This is a genomic window from Sporanaerobacter acetigenes DSM 13106 (assembly GCF_900130025.1).
Lineage (GTDB): Bacteria > Bacillota > Clostridia > Tissierellales > Sporanaerobacteraceae > Sporanaerobacter > Sporanaerobacter acetigenes.
Genome location: NZ_FQXR01000006.1, coordinates 147,245 through 165,381, shown reverse-complemented (window position 1 = coordinate 165,381; position 18,137 = coordinate 147,245). Strand labels below are relative to the sequence as shown.

Genomic DNA, 18,137 nt, shown 5'->3' with positions numbered 1-18,137 from the left:
GAGGGTTTAACTATGGCTAAAGTTCTCATGAAGGGAAATGAAGCTATTGGAGCCGCTGCTATTGAAGCAGGTTGTAAGTACTTTTTTGGTTATCCAATAACACCTCAAAGCGAATTGCCTGAGTATATGTCTAGGGAATTGCCAAAGATAGGTGGATGTTTTTTACAAGCAGAAAGTGAAATTGCTGCTATAAATATGGTTTATGGAGCTGCTGGGTCAGGTGCAAGAGTTATGACATCATCATCAAGCCCAGGAATTTCATTGAAACAAGAAGGGATTTCCTATATCGCAGGAGCAGAATTGCCTTGTCTTATAGTTAATATAATGAGAGGTGGACCAGGTTTAGGAAGTATTCAACCTTCACAAACTGATTATTTCCAAGCAACTAGAGGTGGAGGAAATGGTGATTATAAACTTGTAGTTCTTGCGCCTTCAAATGTACAAGAACTAGTAGATTTGATTATAGAAGGATTTGATATAGCTGATCAATATAGAAATCCAGTTATGATACTTGGAGATGGAATGATTGGTCAAATGATGGAGCCGGTTGAATTTAAAGAACCTAAGAAGAGAAATTTACCTCCAAAAGATTGGGCTACAACAGGTACAGGTGGAAAAAGAAAACCAAATATTATAAACTCACTATATTTAGCTGCAGAAGCTCTAGAAGAGCACAATAAAAAACTTCAAGCTAAATATAAGGAAATTAGAGAAAATGAAGTAAAAGTAGAATCATATAATGTAGAAGATGCAGACGTGGTTATAGCTGCTTATGGAACTACATCAAGAATTGCAAAGACAGCTATTGCACAGTTAGAAAAAGAAGGATATAAGGTAGGACTTATAAGACCTATTTCCTTATGGCCATATCCATATGATGAGTTTAACAAGATAAATGATAAATGTAAGGGAATATTGACTGTAGAAATGAACACAGGACAAATGGTAGACGATGTCAAAATTGCTGTAAATGGAAAATTCCCAGTATATTTCTATGGAAGAACTGGTGGAATGGTTCCTACTCCTAAAGAAATTATTGACAAAGTCAAGGAAATCTATGGAGGTGAAAGATAATGGCAGTAGTATTTGAAAAAACCAAAGGCCTAACAGATGTTCAAACTCACTATTGTCCAGGATGTACTCATGGTATAGTTCACAGACTAGTTGCCGAATCATTGGAAGAATTAGGAGTTCTTGACAATGCAATAGGAGTTGCACCAGTAGGCTGTTCAGTATTAGCATACAATTATTTTAATTGTGATATGCATGAAGCTGCACATGGCAGAGCACCTGCTGTAGCTACAGGTATTAAGAGAGTACAACCAGATAAGTTTGTATTTACTTATCAAGGTGATGGAGACTTGGCTTCTATAGGTACTGCTGAAATAGTTCATGCTGCACATCGTGGTGAAAAAATTTCAACTATATTTATAAACAATGCTATATATGGAATGACAGGTGGACAAATGGCGCCAACTACTCTTGTTGGACAAAAAGCTACTACAGCACCTTATGGTAGAGATGAAGCTCATTGTGGTAGACCTTTAAAAATGGCTGAAATGTTAGCAACTATTCACGGAGCTCAATTTGTTGAAAGGGTAGCAGTTAATAATCCTGCAAATGTTAGAAAAGCAAAACAAGCTATAAAGAAATGTTTCCAAACTCAATTAGAAGGAAAAGGTTTTGGTATAGTAGAAGTTCTTTCAGCTTGTCCAACTAACTGGGGATACACACCAGTAGAAGCATTAAAATGGTTGGAAGATAATATGATACCTTATTATCCTCTAGGAAATTTAAGAAGTCCAGAGGAGGTGGAATAAATGGAGAGCAGAATAGTTTTCGCAGGTTTTGGTGGACAAGGTGTTATGGCTATGGGGCAACTCATAACTTATGCTGGAATGATTGAAGACAAAAATGTGTCTTGGCTTCCATCATATGGGCCAGAAATGCGTGGAGGTACTGCAAACTGTGGTGTTGTAGTAGCTGATGAACCAGTAGGTTCTCCAGTAGTTGTAGATGCTACTTCAGCAGTAGTCATGAATAAGCCATCTTTGGATAAATTTGAAAAAGACATAGTACCAGGTGGAAAACTTTTTATCAACTCGTCACTTATAGATAAAAAAGCTACAAGAGAAGATATTGATGTATACTATATTCCAGTAAATGAAATAGCTATAGAACTAGGAAATGACAAAGTAGCTAATATGGTTATGTTAGGTGCTTATCTAGAAGCTACAAAATTAGTAAAAGTTGAATCCATATTAGAAGCTTTCACTAAAGTATTTGGAGAAAGCAAAGCACGCTTCTTGCCTTTAAATGAAAAAGCAATAAAAAGAGGAGCAGAAGCTATAAAAAGCCAATTATAATTATTAGTTTATAAACAAAAGTCAGCATATGCTGGCTTTTGTTTATAAAAGAAAGGAGGCATGATGATATCATGTGGGGTATTATAGCTACTTGGGCAATGGCCTATGATGGAGTTTTAAAGGGAAGTAAATTACTTATAGATAAACATTCTGCGGTAGATGCTATAGAAGAAACAATTAAATCAGTAGAGGATGAACCAAACTTTAGATCTGTTGGATATGGTGGACTTCCCAATGAAAAAGGAATTGTAGAATTAGATTCTGGATTTATGGATGGAGACAAACTATCAGTTGGTGCGGTTGGAGGAATTACTGGATTTAAAAATCCAATATCTATTGCTATAAAATTAAGTGAGGAATCATATAATAATTTTTTAGTAGGAAGTGGCGCAGAGGAATATGCAAGATTAAATGGATTTGAAGTAAAGAATATGAGTACTGAAAGGTCCTTAGAAATTTGGAGAGAAAAGAAAAAGCGTTTTTCAGAAGAGAACATCAGGGCCTATGATGGACATGATACAGTTGGAGTTATAACACTAGATACATATGGAAAAATGTGTGCGGGAACATCAACTAGTGGTTTATTTATGAAAAGAAAAGGTCGTGTTGGTGACTCGCCACTTTGTGGAGGAGGTTTTTATGTAGATAGCGAAGTAGGTGGTGCAGCAGCTACTGGAGTTGGGGAAGATATAATGAAAGGTTGCTTATCTTATGAAGTTGTTAGGCTTATGAGTGAAGGGCTTAATCCACAAGAAGCGGCTGAACGAGCAGTAGCAGAATTCAGTGAAAAGCTAAAGCGTAAAGCTAATCTTTCAAGAGACATTTCTGTAGTTTGTATGAATAATAAAGGAGAATGGGGAATAGGTACCAATATAGATGAATTTTCATTTGTAGTAGCTAAAGAAGATATGAAACCAGTTATATTTTTGACTAAGAAAATAGATGGGAAAATAAAATACATGGAAGCAAAAGATAAATGGATAGAAGAGTATATGAAAAAGGAAATAAAGTAACTGAAAATGGATAGTGTCGATGTGGTTAGGAGGTGTCAATATGAAATCGTTATTAATGAATAACAAAAAGGAATTGTTCCTTCACATTATAATATGTTTTATCGCGGCATCAATTCAGGTGGCTACTGCTCTCATATACAAGGTAATTATCGATACTGCATTATCAGGCAATTTAAAAAAGTTGGTTTGGGTGTCCATATTTTCTATTTTATATCTTATACTAGATATGTTATTTGACTACTTTCCTAGAGTTACAAAGGCAAAACTGGTGCATTGTGTAATGCACGATATAAGATCAAAACTCGTAGATAAAATAAGCGATATGGATAGTTTTTCTATAGAGAATGCGGATAAAAGTAAAATCATATCAAAGTTGGTGAATGATGCAAATATAGTGGAAAATGAATACTTAAAGCCTCTTGCAGGGCTTATACTTAGTTTATTTATATTTGTTCTATCCATTTTTCTATCCTTTCAACTGGAGGCAAAATTTGCGATTTTGATGATAATTTTATCGGCGGCTCCTCTGTTATCTCCTTATATATCCAAAAAAATTTTAAAAGATAAGAGGAATTTAGTATCTCAAGAACAGGATAATTATTTTTCACTATTTCAGGAATTTGTAAGTTTTATTAATACTTTAAAAATTGGAAACAGCATCCCAAATTATTCCAAAAATTTATCTGAAAAAAGCGAAGATTTAAAAAAGAAAAAAATAGATTTCGAGTCTTTTCAAGGTTTAACTTATGCAGTATCGTTTTTCCTTGGAGGAATTGCTTATTCTGGCACTTGGATAATAGGTGGTTTCTTTGTGGCTCTAAAAAAAATTACAGTAGGCGATTTAATTGCAATGACTACTTTGATGAGTACCATCTCTGGTCCCCTTCAGTATTTGAGTTCTACCTTTACTGAATTGGTATCTAGCAAAAAAATTACCGATGAGCTCTGTGATTATATAAATGAAACCCATAATATAGATACTAACTGCAATAAAATAGCATTAAAAGACCCCATTAAGTTTATCAGACTATCCAACATAAGCTTCTCTTACAATGACAAACCTATATTTTGTAATTTTAGTCATGTTTTTGAGAGGGGAAAGAAATATGCCATAGTAGGTGAAAGTGGTAGTGGTAAATCGACACTTCTCAATATTATTTTAGGACTTTGCGAAGTAGATGAAGGCAAAGTCAATGTAAATGAAATAAATTTAAAAGATATTGATTTTACATCTTATTACGATAAAATATCCCTTGTCAAACAAAAACCGGATATTTTCACGGCTACTATTTCTGAAAATGTAGCTCTTTTCCACTCTTATAATGACGAGGAAATAAAAAATTCACTGATAAAGAGTGGATTGAAAAAACTTATTACTACCCATTCTATAAATAAAGTAATAGGAAATAATTCCTGCATAACTCTCTCTGGAGGAGAGGAAAAACGATTAGAAGTTTCAAGAAGTATACTTAAAAATTCCCAAGCGGTTCTCTTTGATGAGCCGACTTCAGGGCTAGACGCAGAAAACGAAAATAATATAGGCAATTTGATTAAACAGTTGTCGGATAAAATTGTAATTGTAGTAACTCATACTACTAACAAAAGTTTTCTCGATAATTTTGATGAAATTATAAAAATAGAATCCAAAATCTAGGTATTTTTAAAATTTCACACATTAGTTTTATACTATGTTCATAATTATACTAACACCAGTAAATAAGATATTTCACTTAAGTGTAGCAAAGTATATTTTGCTGCACTTTTTGTTTAATGAGAAAAATTTAGGAAATGGATCCTATAAAAGCTTGATTTAAGCATAAATGTTTGGTATAATATATTTTAAGGATAAATTATCGGTTTTTTATGAGTTTTCATTTCGTGAAACTCTTTCTAAGTTAGTATTTCAGTTCATATTTTATCTAATATTTCTTTTCAATAATTCAAAAATATATATAAGAAATCTACTAAAAAACTAATAAAGATGATAAAAAGCTATATAATAGCTTGTTTATATATACAAAAAAACAGATGACAAAATATGTTAAATTTCAGCATATATTTATATCGCTTAATTTTTTCACAAATAATGTGAGAAGAGCGGGGGACCCAGTATTTGGGGTGAATCCTTTTTGTTCTATAAGGTAGGGTATGCCCTTAACCCGAACCCATCAGCTAACCTCGTAAGCGTGGAAGGGGGATTGGTATTCTATTGTCACATGACTATGGTTCCCCATAGTCTTTAATTTTACTGTAAATATTTTAGATATTCAAAGGAGGTAATTTTATGATTTACTCAGTATTAGGTGCAGGTAATGGTGGAATTGCTATGGCTGGCTATCTGGCCAAGAGTGGATTTACAGTGAATTTGTACAATAGAACTCTAGAAAAAATAATGCCACTAATTGAGAATCCGACTATTGTCCTTACTGGAGAAGAAGAAGGTACTGGAGTGTTAAATAAAGTTAGCAGCAATGTGGGAGAAGTGATAAAAGATTCTGATATTATAATGGTGACTATTCCTGCTATGGGTCACAATTATATTGCAAAAGAAATGGCTCCACATTTGAAGGATGGTCAGATAATTGTTTTAAATCCTGGAAGAACAGGGGGAGCTTTGGAGGTATATAGCACTATAAGAAGATGTGGCTGTGATAAAGATATTGTAGTGGCTGAAGCACAAACTTTTATATATGCTTGTCGTGCTACAAGTCCAAATAGTGCTCATATTTTCAAGATAAAAAATGAAGTTTCACTAGCTTGTATACCGGCAATTAGAACAAATGAAGTGATAAGTACGCTTTATAGTGCTTATCCACAATTTAAACCAGCAAGAGATGTTATTGAAACAAGCTTAAACAATTATGGAGCTATATTTCATCCGGCTCCAACACTATTGAATAGTGGGCATATAGAAAGAGGAGCACCATTTGAATATTATAAAGAAGGGATTACTCCATCTATAGGTAAATTTTTAGAAAAGATGGATGAAGAAAGAATGAAAATAGCTAATATCACAAATACAAATACTATATCAGCTAAGGAATGGCTATATGAGTCTTATGGTGCCAGTGGAGAATGCCTTTATGATTCAGTTCAAAACAATCCGGGATACACGGGACTAGTAGCTCCTAAAGGCTTAAATATTAGATATATATATGAAGATGTTCCATGTAGTTTGGTTCCTATGTCCTCAATTGCTAAAATGTTCGAATTGGAAACACCATATATTGATTCCATCATAAGATTAGCAATGCTTATTACAGGGCGAGATTTTTGGAATAATGGAAGGACAGTGGAAAGATTGGGATTAGATGGGCTAAGCATTGATGAAATTCATACATTTGCTCAAACAGGTACTATTTCTAAAAGTAGTGAGGTGGTGGCATAATGAAAAAAATAATTGCAGCGACTATAGGAAATTGCGTTCATGTAGCAGGTACAATGAACTTTCTCAATTTGGCGGAAAAGGAAGGATATGAGACAGATTTCATTGGGATTGCATTGCCAATAGATACTATTATAGAAAAGATAAAAGACCTAAAACCTGATGTAGTCGGCTTAAGTTATAGACTTACTCCAGAACCATTAGAAGAGATACTTGATGAACTAAAGGGAAAAATCGAAGAAGAAAATGTATCAAATATTACTTGGATATTTGGAGGTACAGAACCTACGGCAAAAGTTGCTGAAAAAACAGGAATATTTACTAAAATATTTTATGGAACAGAAGATATAGATGAAGTTATAGGATATCTGAAGGGAAAAGATTATATAGAAGAAGAATATTATCCTAGAGATTTAATTTCAAGAATAGATTCTAAATATCCCTATCCTATATTGAGACATCATTTAGGCCTTCCAACTATAGAAGATACAGTGGAGGCTATTGAAAAAGTTGCAGAAGCCAAGGTATTAGATGTTATATCAATAGCTCCTGATCAAAATGCACAAGAACATTTTTTTGAAATAGATAAAATGGATCATAGATTAGATGGAGCTGGAGGAGTTCCTATTAGATCTGAAGAAGATTTTAGAAAACTTTATAATGCTGCTCAAAGGGGAAATTATCCATTACTTAGATGCTATAGTGGTACAAAGAATTTAATACCATTTGCAAAAGTGCTTAAAAGTACTATTCATAATGCTTGGTGTGCAGTTCCACTATATTGGTATAGTGATTTAGACAAAAGAGGGCCAAGGCATGTATTGGATGCTATAATAGAGAATCAACAAGTCATGAAATGGCATGGAGATAGAAATATACCAGTAGAAGTAAATGAATCTCATCACTGGAGTTTAAGAGATGCTCATGATGCCATAGGAGTAGCTACTGCTTATTTAGCTGCCTACAATGCCAAAAAGATGGGAGTTAAAAATTATATAGCTCAATTCATGTTCAATGTTCCTGCATTTATGGCACCTCAAATGGACTTGGCTAAAATGCTTGCAAAGATAGAATTGATAGAGAGTTTAGAAGATAAAGACTTTAAGGTTTATAGACAGGCAAGAGCAGGACTCGCAAGTTTTCCTGCAGATTTAAATCAAGCAAAAGGTCAACTTGCAAGCTCAGCTTATTTATCTATGGCTATAAAACCACATATCTACCATGTAGTAGGATATTGTGAAGCTCATCATGCTGCAAATGCAGAAGATATAATAGAATCTTGCAAAATAGTAAGGGGTGTAGTAAGAAATGAGTTTCTAGGTACAGTTGATATGACAAAAGATTTAGTAGTGCAAAAGAGAAAAGAAGAACTTATAGAAGATGCTTATATTATATTAGATGCAATAAAATCACTAGATTATAATTCAAAAGATCCACTATCAGATCCAAAAGTATTGGCAAAAGCTGTTGAAGTAGGTATATTAGACACTCCACATTTCAGAGGAAATCCAGCAGCAAAAGGAGAATTGTCTACTCGATTAATTAATGGTGCATTATATCCTTATGATAATATTGAAAGAAGAGTTTTATCAGAAGAAGAAAGAATTGGAAGGATACTTTATAATAATAGAATATATGATAAAAAAACTGCAGTAATATAAAAAATGGCGAGGAAAATATTTTCCTTGCCATTTTTTATTACCGATAGGAAAGTTCCAGTTTTCCTCAATTGTTAAAATACATTTAAGAAAGTCCTTTTTATGCTATAATTGAAGTTGATTTATAAAATATAAGTAAAGGAGAATTTAGATGCTAGAAATTATTGCTACTTGTATAGATGATGCTATAAAGATTGAGAAAAATGGTGGAGACAGAATAGAGCTTGTATCTTCTTTAACAGAGGGAGGTCTTACTCCAAGTTATGGACTTATAGATGAAGTTATGAAAAGGGTGAGTATTCCTGTAAATGTAATGATAAGACCTCATGCTAAATCCTTTATATATTCAGATGAAGATATAAAGATAATGATTGAAGATATAAAAATTGCAAAAAAATTGGGAGCCAATGGAGTAGTTTTAGGGATTCTAGATAGTGAAGGAAATATTGATGAGGAAAATTTAAAGACACTTCTTAAGTATTCAGATTGTTTAGAGGTTACTTTTCATAGAGCTATAGATGAGAGCAAAAATTTGATAGAAAGTGTGAAAATCCTTAAAAAATATCCTGATGTAAAAAGGATTTTAACTTCAGGAGGAAAGGATAATATACAAAAAAATTTAGATATATTAGAAAAGACAATTGAGAACAGTGAAAATAATCCAATAATACTCGTAGGTGGAGGACTTACTTTGAACAATGTAGAGCATATAATTGAATATACAAAAGCAAAGGAAGTCCACTTTGGAACTGCTGTTAGAAAAAACAGTAGTCCTATGGGGGATATTGATGAAGAAAAGTTGAAATTGTTAGTCAAAAAAGTTGAGAAAGTTAGTATTGATTGAAATATTTTTTGCAATAGGTTAAAGATGGTTTGCTCATCTTTAACCTATTGCAAATAAAAATTCACCTTCACAAGCAATTTCATCATCTACATATGCAGCACCTTTTCCTATACCTATAGAACTTTTTATTTTAGTTATTTCAATTTCCATTTTCAAGACATCGCCAGGGACAACTTTCTTTTTAAATCTTATTTTATTTAATCCTGCAAAATATGGGGTTTTTCCCTTGAATCTTTCTTCACTTAATATGACAACGGCTCCTACTTGTGCTATAGCTTCTACTATTAAAACTCCAGGCATAATAGGTTCATCAGGAAAATGGCCTTGGAAAAATGGTTCGTTGATAGTTACATTTTTATATCCTATTCCCAATTTTCCAGGTGAAACTATTTCTACGCTATCTACCATGAGAAAAGGATATCTATGAGGAATTATTTTTTTTACTTCATTTATATTTAATACATTTGTCATAAGATCACCTCACAAAAATATTATTGGAATTAGATGGATAAAGGTTGAAATATTTTGGAGAATATTATATACTATTTTTTAAAGTTCAATAAAAAACTTCATAAAGTTTCCATAAAATTGGGATAAAAAATTTCAATAATAAAAATTTAGCATATTGTATAGACCATCTATGAAGAATGACAATATGACATGTCAATAAATAGATTATACCATATTATTCTTGGTTTATGTACAGGAGGTGCATATTTTTGAATAATTTATATTCTGTAGGCATTACAGGATTAGGTAGTTGTGTACCAGATAATGTAGTGACTAATGATGATTTAAGTAAAATAGTAGATACATCAGATGAATGGATAAAGACAAGAACTGGTATTAGACAAAGAAGAATTGCAGATAAAAATACAGCTACATCAGATTTATGTACAGAGGCTGCTAAAAGAGCTATAAAAGATGCAAAAATTGACTCTAAGGATATAGATTTAATACTTATAGCTACAGTTACACCTGATATGGCTTTTCCATCAACAGCTTGTATAGTACAAAAAAATATAGGTGCAGACAATGCTGCTGCTTTTGACATCTCTGTAGGTTGCTCAGGATTTTTATATGGACTAGCTATAGGATCAAATTTTATAGCTACAGGAGCTTATAAGACTGTGTTAGTTATTGGCTCTGAAGTCTTATCTAAAATACTTGATTGGGAGGATAGAAGTACATGCGTACTATTTGGAGATGGGGCAGGAGCTTGTATTTTGCAAAGATGTGAAAACGGAAGTGGTATTCTTTCGTATGATTTGGGTGCAGATGGAGCTAGTGGACATTTTCTTACTCAACCAGCGGGAGGTTCTAGGATGCCTGCATCCCATGAAACAATAGACGAAAGACTTCACTACGTACATATGGACGGAGGGGAAGTATTTAAATTTGCTGTAAGAGCAATGGAAAGGGCTTCTTTAGAAGCTTTAAAAAAAGCAAATATGAATTTAGAAGATATAGATTTTCTTGTTCCACATCAGGCCAATATAAGAATTATAAATTCTGCAGCTAAAAGGCTCAAAGTACCTAAAGAAAGAGTATATGTGAATTTGGATAAGTATGGCAATGTATCTTCAGCATCAATTCCTATGGCTTTAGATGAAGCTTATCACAAAGATCTTATAAAAAAAGATGATGTAGTTTTATTGGTGGCCTTTGGTGCAGGGCTCACATGGGCTTCAGTACTTTTGAAATGGATTAAATAAAGGATGGTGAAATATGTTTAATACAAGATTGTGTGAAACATTAAATACAAAGTATCCAATTATTCAGGGAGGAATGGCTTGGGTAGCAACTCATGAATTAGCTCAAGCTGTGTCAGAAGCAGGGGGATTAGGAATTATAGCAGCTGGAAATGCACCAAAAGAAGTGATTAAAGAGGAAATAAGAAAATTAAGATTAAATACCGATAAACCCTTTGGGGTAAATATAATGCTTATGTCACCTTTTGCTGAAGATATTATAGATTTAGTATGTGAAGAAAGAGTTCCGGTAGTGACTACAGGGGCTGGAAATCCAGGTAAATATATAGAAAAACTTAAAAATGCTGAAGTAAAAGTTTTGCCAGTAGTTCCTACTGTAGCATTAGCTAGAAGACTTGAAAGAGAAGGTGTTGATGCTTTAATAGTTGAAGGAACAGAAGCTGGTGGACATATTGGAGAATTGACTACTATGTCTTTAGTACCACAAATTGTTGATTCAGTAGATATTCCAGTAGTTGCAGCTGGTGGGATTGCAGATGGCAGAGGGTTTTTAGCAGCATTGTCTTTAGGAGCAGAAGGCGTGCAAATTGGTACTAGATTTGTATGTTCAACTGAGTGTATAGCTCATGAGAATTATAAAAAAATTATTGTGAAAGCTAAAGATAGAGATGCAATAGTTACAGGAAGAAGTACGGGTTATCCTGTGAGAGTTATAAAAAATAAATTTACAAAAGAATACTTAGAACTTGAAGAAAAAGGCACTTCATTTGAAGAGTTAGAAAAATTGGGTTCAGGTAGATTGAGACTTGCTGTTATAGATGGAGATGTAGATAATGGTTCTCTAATGGCGGGACAAATTGCAGGTCTTATAAAAGACATAAAACCATGTAGTAAAATCATAGAAGATATTATGAGGGAAGCAGAAATAGAATTTAATATATTAGATAAATTTAAAAGGAGTGAATAATATGGGGAAAATAGCTTTTATTTTTCCAGGTCAAGGAGCTCAATTTGTAGGCATGGGCAAAGACTTCTACGAGAATTTTTCTACTTCAAAAGAGGTATATGAAGAAGCAAATGATAGCTTGGGAATGGATATGAAAAAGATTTGTTTTGAAGGACCAGATGAAGAATTGATTAAAACAGAAAATACTCAACCTGCAATACTTACAACAAGTGTTGCCATGCTTAAAGCTCTTGAAGAAAGAGGAATACATTGTGACTATGCAGCAGGACTTAGTTTAGGCGAATATACTGCATTGGTAAGTGCTGAAGCAATGAGTTTTAGTGAAGCAGTTCCTCTAGTAAAGAAAAGAGGGAAATATATGCAAGAAGCTGTTCCATTAGGGAAAGGTGGAATGGCAGCTATATTGGGATTAGAAAAGGAAAAGGTGTTAGAGGCTATCCATAGTGTAAGCAAATATGGTATAGTAGAAATAGCTAATTATAATAGTCCGGGACAGATAGTTATTTCTGGAGAAATTGAAGCAGTGAATTTGGCGGCAGAAGAAGCAAAAAAACTAGGTGCAAAGAAAGTAGTATTGTTGCCGGTGAGTGCTCCTTTTCATTCTAGTTTGCTTAAACCTGCTGGTGAAAAATTGAAAGAAGAATTAGGCAAAGTTAAAATAAATGATTTAAAAGAAGTAGTTGTGACAAATGTAGATGCAAAACCACTTGTTGATAAAAGTGAAGTTGTTCCAAGCCTCGTACGTCAAGTTAGTAATTCAGTACTATGGTGTGATTCAGTAAATACTATGCTAGATAGTGGGGTAGATACTTTTATTGAAATTGGACCTGGAAAGAGTCTTACTGGATTTGTCAAAAGAATAGCAAAAACTGCCAACAAAGAGGTAAATACTTTTAGTGTCAGTAATATAGAGGGTTTTGAAAAAATATGTGATTTTTTTGACAAGGAGGCATGAAATTGAATTTAAAAGGCAAAACAGCATTGATAACTGGAGGTTCTAGAGGTATAGGTAGAGCCATTGCAATAGAACTTTCAAAACAAGGTGCCAACGTAGTTATAACATATATAAATAATGAAGTTAATGCAAAGGAGGTGATAGCTGAAGTAGAGAAAAGCAATGTGAGAGGCTTGGCAATTAAGGCTGATGTGTCAAATGAAAAAGACATAAATGATATGATTGAGATAGTAAACAATGAATTTGGATCTGTTGATATACTTGTCAACAATGCAGGAATTACAAAAGATAATCTCCTCTTGAGGATGAAATTAGAAGAATGGGATGATGTCATAAGTACCAATTTAAGAGGAGCATATCTGTGTACTAAGGCTGTTGCAAGAGGTATGCTCAAGAAGAAGTCTGGAAAAATTGTAAATATAGCTTCAGTAGTGGGCATATCTGGAAATGCGGGTCAAGGAAACTACAGTGCTTCTAAAGCTGGAATTATTGGTTTTACCAAATCTATAGCAAAGGAATTAGGTAGTCGTGGTATAAACGTAAATGCAGTAGCTCCAGGATTTGTGGAAACTGACATGACAAATATTTTAAATGATAAGATAAAGGATGAAATGATAAATGGTATACCACTAAAAAGGGCTGGGAAGCCTGAGGATATTGCAAATGTAGTGGCATTTTTATGTAGTGAAAAGTCAGATTATATTACTGGTCAAGTAATAAATGTTGATGGCGGAATGCTAATGTAAATTAAAATTGAGGGAGGAGTTTAAAATGGATATATTTGAAAAAGTCAGAGGGATTATAGCTGAACAATTAGAAATAGAAGAAGTAGAAAGTATAAAACCTGAAGCATCAATCATGAATGATTTAGAAGCAGATTCACTAGATGCAGTAGAAGTAATGATGGGTATAGAGGATGAATTTGATATAGAAATTCCTGAAGAGGATGCAGAAAAATTCAAAAATATAAAAGATATAGTAGAATATGTTGAGTCAAAAATAGCCTAAAAATATTTGGAGGTAATACAATTGAGAAGAGTAGTTATAACGGGATTAGGCCCTATAACGTCAATAGGAATTGGAAAAGAAGAGTATTGGAATTCCCTTATAGAAGGTAAATCTGGGATATCCTATATAACAAACTTTGACACAGAAGGCTATACAAGTAAAATTGGAGCTGAAGTAAAAGAATTTCATCCAGAAGAATATATGGACAAAAAAGAAGCAAAGCGTATGGATAAATTTGCTCAATTTGCGGTTGCAGCTACTAAATTGGCATTGGAAGATAGCAAATTGGATTTGGAAAGTATTGATAAAGAAAGAGTTGGAGTCATTTTAGGTTCTGGAGTAGGTGGCATAGAAACACTGGAAGCAGAACATACAAAGCTTATGGAAAAAGGACCTAGAAGAGTAAGCCCATTTTTTATTCCTATGATGATATCCAATATGGGACCAGGTCAAGTAACTATGATGTATGGTTTTAAAGGGCCAAGTTTTACCATTACTACAGCTTGTGCATCAGGAAATCATGCAATAGGAGAATCTTTCAGAATGATACAAAAAGGTGTTTCTGATGTGATAATCACAGGAGGTAGTGAAGCAGCAGCAAGTCCTATAGCTGTGGCAGGATTTTGTTCAATGAAGGCACTTTCTACAAGAAATGAGGAACCAGAAAAAGCAAGTAGACCTTTTGACAAAGATAGAGATGGATTTGTCATAGGAGAAGGAGCAGGAATAATAGTACTTGAAGAGCTAGAACATGCATTAAAGAGAAATGCTCACATATATGGAGAAGTGATTGGCTATGGAGCAACTTCTGATGCATATCATATTACTGCACCAGATCCTGAAGCAAAAGGAGCAGCAGAGGCAATGAGACTTGCACTAGAAGAAGCAAGTGTTGATTTTAATCAAGTTGATTATATAAATGCTCATGGAACCAGTACTTATTACAATGATAAATTGGAAACACTTGCAATCAAAAAAGTGTTTAAAGATCATGCATATAAACTTGCTATCAGTTCAACAAAATCTATGACAGGACATCTTTTAGGAGCAGCAGGTGGGATAGAAGCAATAGCTACAGTTCTTGCTATGGAAGAGGGAATTATACCTCCAACTATAAATTACGAGACACCTGACCCAGAATGTGATCTTGATTATACTCCAAACAAGGCTGTAAAAAGGGAGATAAATTATGCATTGTCAAATTCATTAGGATTTGGGGGACACAATGCTGCTATACTTTTAAAGAAATATGAAAGATAAATAATTTTATGAAAGGCTTTGAATTGACTCAAAGCCTTTTTGCATATAATATTTGTCTCTTCCTAATACTATGATATACTTAAAATATCATAATGTTTGGAGTGATAAGATGAAAATTGAGACACCTCTATATGTGAAATTTATAATGGATAGACTAGAAGAAAAAGGATATGAATCCTATATTGTAGGAGGATGTATAAGAGATATACTTCTTGGGAATATACCAAATGATTTTGATGTAGGGACCAATGCTCTTCCTGAAGAAATAGAAGAAGTATTTAAAGATAAAAAAACTATAGATGTAGGAAAACAATTTGGAACTATAATTATCCATCTTGATGAAGCTAGTGTTGAGATTACGACTTTTAGGACTGAAGGTGAATATGTAGATGGTAGAAGACCTGAATGGGTAAAGTTTGTTTCTACAATTGAAGAAGATTTATCTAGAAGAGATTTCACTATAAATGCTATGGCATATAATAAAGATAAAGGTCTAATAGATCCTTTTGGAGGAGTTGAAGCTATAGGTAAAAAAGTAGTAAAATGTGTGGGCAATCCTGAAAAAAGATTTATGGAAGATTATTTAAGAATTCTTAGGGTTGTGAGATTTTCTACGGTATTAGATTTTGAGATAGAAGAAGAAACTTTTCTTGCCTGTAAAAAGTATGGAGAAAAAATTTCACAAGTAAGTATGGAGAGAATAAATCAAGAATTTGTTAAAATACTTATGAGTGGTAAACCTTCAATTGGTTTGGAAGTTATGAGAAGCATTGGAATATTTCAAATTGTACTTCCTGAACTAGTTCCAACAATTGGATTTGATCAGAAAAACCCCCATCATGAAAGAGATGTTTATAATCATATATTATGTGTAGTAGACAATACTCCACCAATACTTAAGCTAAGACTGGCAGCTCTTTTTCACGATGTTGGCAAACCTCATACTTTGTCAGTAGATAAAGAAGGAGTAGGACATTTTTATGGTCATGACAAGGTAGGAGCAAAAATTGCAAAAACTGCATTAGAAAGACTTAAATTTTCAAAGAAAATGATAGAGGATGTATCTATACTTATTGAAAACCATATGACCCATCATGGCACATTCAAAGATAAGGGATTAAAAAGACTCATAAGAAGAGTAGGGGAAGAAAATATTGGGGACCTTTTTTTATTGCAAAAAGCAGATAGAGAATGTTCCAACAAAGATGCATCAATTGAAAGTATTGTAGATATGGAAAAGAGAATAAAAAAAATTTTGTCTAAAAATGAAGCTTATGAAATAAAACATCTTCATATAAATGGTGAAGATTTGATAGAAATGGGATATATAGAAGGACCAGAAATTGGTGAGATATTTGAATATCTATTAGGAAAAGTGATGGAAAATCCTGAATTCAATGAGATAGATAAATTGAAAGAATTAGCTTTAAAAAAATATCCTATTGATAAAAAAATATAAAAATAAAAAATTGTGTATAAAAAAGGTATATGATATTATATTAGTGTTACATTTTTTACAAGGAGGAATTTAGATGGGAAAATTATTTGGAACAGATGGAGTAAGGGGTATAGCAAATGATGAGCTGACTCCAGAACTAGCTTTTAAAATAGGAAGAGCAGGAGCTTTTGTTCTTTCCAATGGTGAAAGCGGTCAAATAGTAGTGGGAAGAGATACAAGAAAATCAGGAGATATGCTTGAAGCTGCATTGATTGCTGGAATTTGTTCTGTAGGATTAGATGTTATAAGTGTAGGAATAGTACCTACTCCTGCAGTAGCTTATTTAACAAGAAAGTACAATGCAATAAGTGGAATAGTTATATCTGCTTCTCACAATCCAGTAGAATACAATGGAATCAAATTTTTTAATGAAAGTGGTTACAAGTTAAATGATGATGTTGAGGAAAAAATAGAAGAATTTATTTTTGCTCCAGAAACTGTAGAGTATAGACCAATAGCTGGAGATATAGGAAAAAGGATTGTAGTAGATGATGGAGCAAGAGATTATATGGACCATTTAAAGAAAAGCATAAATACAGATTTTAGTGGACTGAAAATTGCTGTAGATTGTGGAAATGGTGCAGTATATGAAATAGCTCCAAAATTACTTAAAGAATTAAATGCTGAAATAGTAGTTATAAATTATGAGCCAAATGGAGTGAATATAAATGTAAACTGTGGTTCTACAAATCCAGATATGGTCAAGGATTTAGTGTTGAAAACAAATGCAGATATAGGACTATCTTTTGATGGAGATGCAGATAGACTTATAGCTGTTGATGAATGTGGCAATATTGTAGATGGAGATCATGTATTAGCTATTTGTGGATCACAGCTCAAGAGAAAAGGAAAATTATCAAAAGATACAGTAGTTGGGACAGTTATGACCAATATGGGTCTTGATGTATACCTAAAAGAAAACAATATGAATGTAGTTAAGACAAAAGTTGGAGATAGATATGTAATTGAAGAAATGCTAAAGAATGGATACGTTTTAGGGGGAGAACAATCAGGCCATATAATATTTTTAGAACACAATACTACTGGAGATGGTCTTTTAACAGCATTGCAACTAATTTCCGTAGTGAAAGACACTAGAAAGAAATTGTCACAATTGAGTAGTATGATGACTAGTTTTCCACAAGTTCTTGTAAATGCAAAAGTTAAGAGTGAATTAAAGTATTCTTATTTAGAAGATGAAACAATAAAAAATGAAATAGAAAAGATAGAAGAAAGATTTCATGGAGAAGGAAGAGTTGTCATAAGACCATCAGGAACTGAACCATTGGTACGTGTCATGATAGAAGCAAAAGATGAGAAGGAAATACTAAATGTGGCAACTGATCTTGCAAATTTAATAGAAGAAAGGCTAGGAGATAGTTCATTAGCCTTATAATGAAGTGAAAAAATATAATCTAAAGCGCCCGAACTTAAGAAAAACTTAAGTTGACGAGGACAGGGTCTATCGAAG

General features: G+C 33.2%; 17 protein-coding genes and 1 riboswitch. Of the genes, 16 read left to right on the top strand and 1 reads right to left on the bottom strand.

Annotation, left to right across the window (positions count from 1 at the left end):
* The first annotated feature begins 12 nt into the window (after nt 1-12).
* The 8 genes from BUA21_RS07875 (at nt 13) to BUA21_RS07840 (ending at nt 9,266) form a co-directional block, all read left to right on the top strand.
* A complete protein-coding gene (locus tag BUA21_RS07875; RefSeq protein WP_072744264.1) occupies nt 13-1,074 on the top strand; it encodes a 3-methyl-2-oxobutanoate dehydrogenase subunit VorB in 1,062 nt (353 codons plus the stop codon).
* A complete protein-coding gene (locus tag BUA21_RS07870; protein ID WP_072744263.1) occupies nt 1,074-1,820 on the top strand; it encodes a thiamine pyrophosphate-dependent enzyme in 747 nt (248 codons plus the stop codon). The genes BUA21_RS07875 and BUA21_RS07870 overlap by 1 nt, the downstream gene beginning before the upstream one ends.
* Nucleotides 1,821-2,366, top strand: coding sequence for a 2-oxoacid:acceptor oxidoreductase family protein (locus BUA21_RS07865; protein ID WP_072744262.1), 546 nt, complete (start codon nt 1,821-1,823; stop codon nt 2,364-2,366).
* 71 nt (nt 2,367-2,437) lie between these two features.
* Nucleotides 2,438-3,379, top strand: coding sequence for a N(4)-(beta-N-acetylglucosaminyl)-L-asparaginase (locus tag BUA21_RS07860; RefSeq protein WP_072744261.1), 942 nt, complete (start codon nt 2,438-2,440; stop codon nt 3,377-3,379).
* Nucleotides 3,380-3,419: 40 nt separating this feature from the next.
* On the top strand, nt 3,420-5,033 hold the full coding sequence (locus tag BUA21_RS07855) for an ABC transporter ATP-binding protein (protein WP_072744260.1): 1,614 nt from the start codon (nt 3,420-3,422) through the stop codon (nt 5,031-5,033).
* A gap of 401 nt (nt 5,034-5,434) precedes the next feature.
* Nucleotides 5,435-5,581: riboswitch (cyclic di-AMP (ydaO/yuaA leader) on the top strand.
* Between the two features lie 82 nt (nt 5,582-5,663).
* Nucleotides 5,664-6,767: an NAD/NADP-dependent octopine/nopaline dehydrogenase family protein gene (locus BUA21_RS07850; RefSeq protein ID WP_072744259.1), complete on the top strand. Its 1,104-nt coding sequence runs from the start codon at nt 5,664-5,666 to the stop codon at nt 6,765-6,767.
* The gene (locus tag BUA21_RS07845; protein ID WP_072744258.1) at nt 6,767-8,425 is read left to right on the top strand and encodes a cobalamin B12-binding domain-containing protein; all 1,659 of its coding nucleotides are present in this window, start codon (nt 6,767-6,769) and stop codon (nt 8,423-8,425) included. Before BUA21_RS07850 ends, BUA21_RS07845 begins: the two co-directional genes overlap by 1 nt.
* 148 nt (nt 8,426-8,573) lie before the next feature.
* Nucleotides 8,574-9,266 (top strand): copper homeostasis protein CutC, encoded by a 693-nt coding sequence (locus BUA21_RS07840; RefSeq protein WP_072744257.1) that lies wholly within the window; start codon nt 8,574-8,576, stop codon nt 9,264-9,266.
* A gap of 39 nt (nt 9,267-9,305) precedes the next feature.
* On the opposite strand, the gene fabZ is transcribed toward BUA21_RS07840, so the two are convergent.
* Nucleotides 9,306-9,737, bottom strand: coding sequence for a 3-hydroxyacyl-ACP dehydratase FabZ (gene fabZ, locus BUA21_RS07835; protein WP_072744256.1), 432 nt, complete (start codon nt 9,735-9,737; stop codon nt 9,306-9,308).
* Nucleotides 9,738-9,985: 248 nt separating this feature from the next.
* On the opposite strand from fabZ, the gene BUA21_RS07830 reads away from it, so the two are divergent.
* The 8 genes from BUA21_RS07830 (at nt 9,986) to glmM (ending at nt 18,062) form a co-directional block, all read left to right on the top strand.
* Nucleotides 9,986-10,981, top strand: a complete 996-nt coding sequence (locus BUA21_RS07830; protein WP_234973694.1) for a beta-ketoacyl-ACP synthase III — start codon at nt 9,986-9,988, stop codon at nt 10,979-10,981.
* 13 nt (nt 10,982-10,994) lie between these two features.
* Nucleotides 10,995-11,945 (top strand): enoyl-[acyl-carrier-protein] reductase FabK, encoded by a 951-nt coding sequence (fabK, locus tag BUA21_RS07825; RefSeq protein WP_072744254.1) that lies wholly within the window; start codon nt 10,995-10,997, stop codon nt 11,943-11,945.
* A 1-nt stretch (nt 11,946) separates the two neighbouring features.
* Nucleotides 11,947-12,900: an ACP S-malonyltransferase gene (gene fabD / locus BUA21_RS07820; protein WP_072744253.1), complete on the top strand. Its 954-nt coding sequence runs from the start codon at nt 11,947-11,949 to the stop codon at nt 12,898-12,900.
* 2 nt (nt 12,901-12,902) lie between these two features.
* Nucleotides 12,903-13,646 carry a 3-oxoacyl-[acyl-carrier-protein] reductase gene (gene fabG / locus BUA21_RS07815; protein ID WP_234973693.1) on the top strand — a complete coding sequence of 248 codons (744 nt, stop codon included), beginning with the start codon at nt 12,903-12,905 and terminating at the stop codon, nt 13,644-13,646.
* Nucleotides 13,647-13,671: 25 nt separating this feature from the next.
* The gene (gene acpP, locus BUA21_RS07810) at nt 13,672-13,908 is read left to right on the top strand and encodes an acyl carrier protein (RefSeq protein WP_084604201.1); all 237 of its coding nucleotides are present in this window, start codon (nt 13,672-13,674) and stop codon (nt 13,906-13,908) included.
* Nucleotides 13,909-13,929: 21 nt separating this feature from the next.
* Nucleotides 13,930-15,168 carry a beta-ketoacyl-ACP synthase II gene (gene fabF / locus BUA21_RS07805; protein WP_072744251.1) on the top strand — a complete coding sequence of 413 codons (1,239 nt, stop codon included), beginning with the start codon at nt 13,930-13,932 and terminating at the stop codon, nt 15,166-15,168.
* A gap of 109 nt (nt 15,169-15,277) precedes the next feature.
* On the top strand, nt 15,278-16,627 hold the full coding sequence (locus BUA21_RS07800) for a CCA tRNA nucleotidyltransferase (protein WP_072744250.1): 1,350 nt from the start codon (nt 15,278-15,280) through the stop codon (nt 16,625-16,627).
* Between the two features lie 73 nt (nt 16,628-16,700).
* A complete protein-coding gene (glmM, locus tag BUA21_RS07795; RefSeq protein WP_072744249.1) occupies nt 16,701-18,062 on the top strand; it encodes a phosphoglucosamine mutase in 1,362 nt (453 codons plus the stop codon).
* Nucleotides 18,063-18,137: the final 75 nt, after the last annotated feature.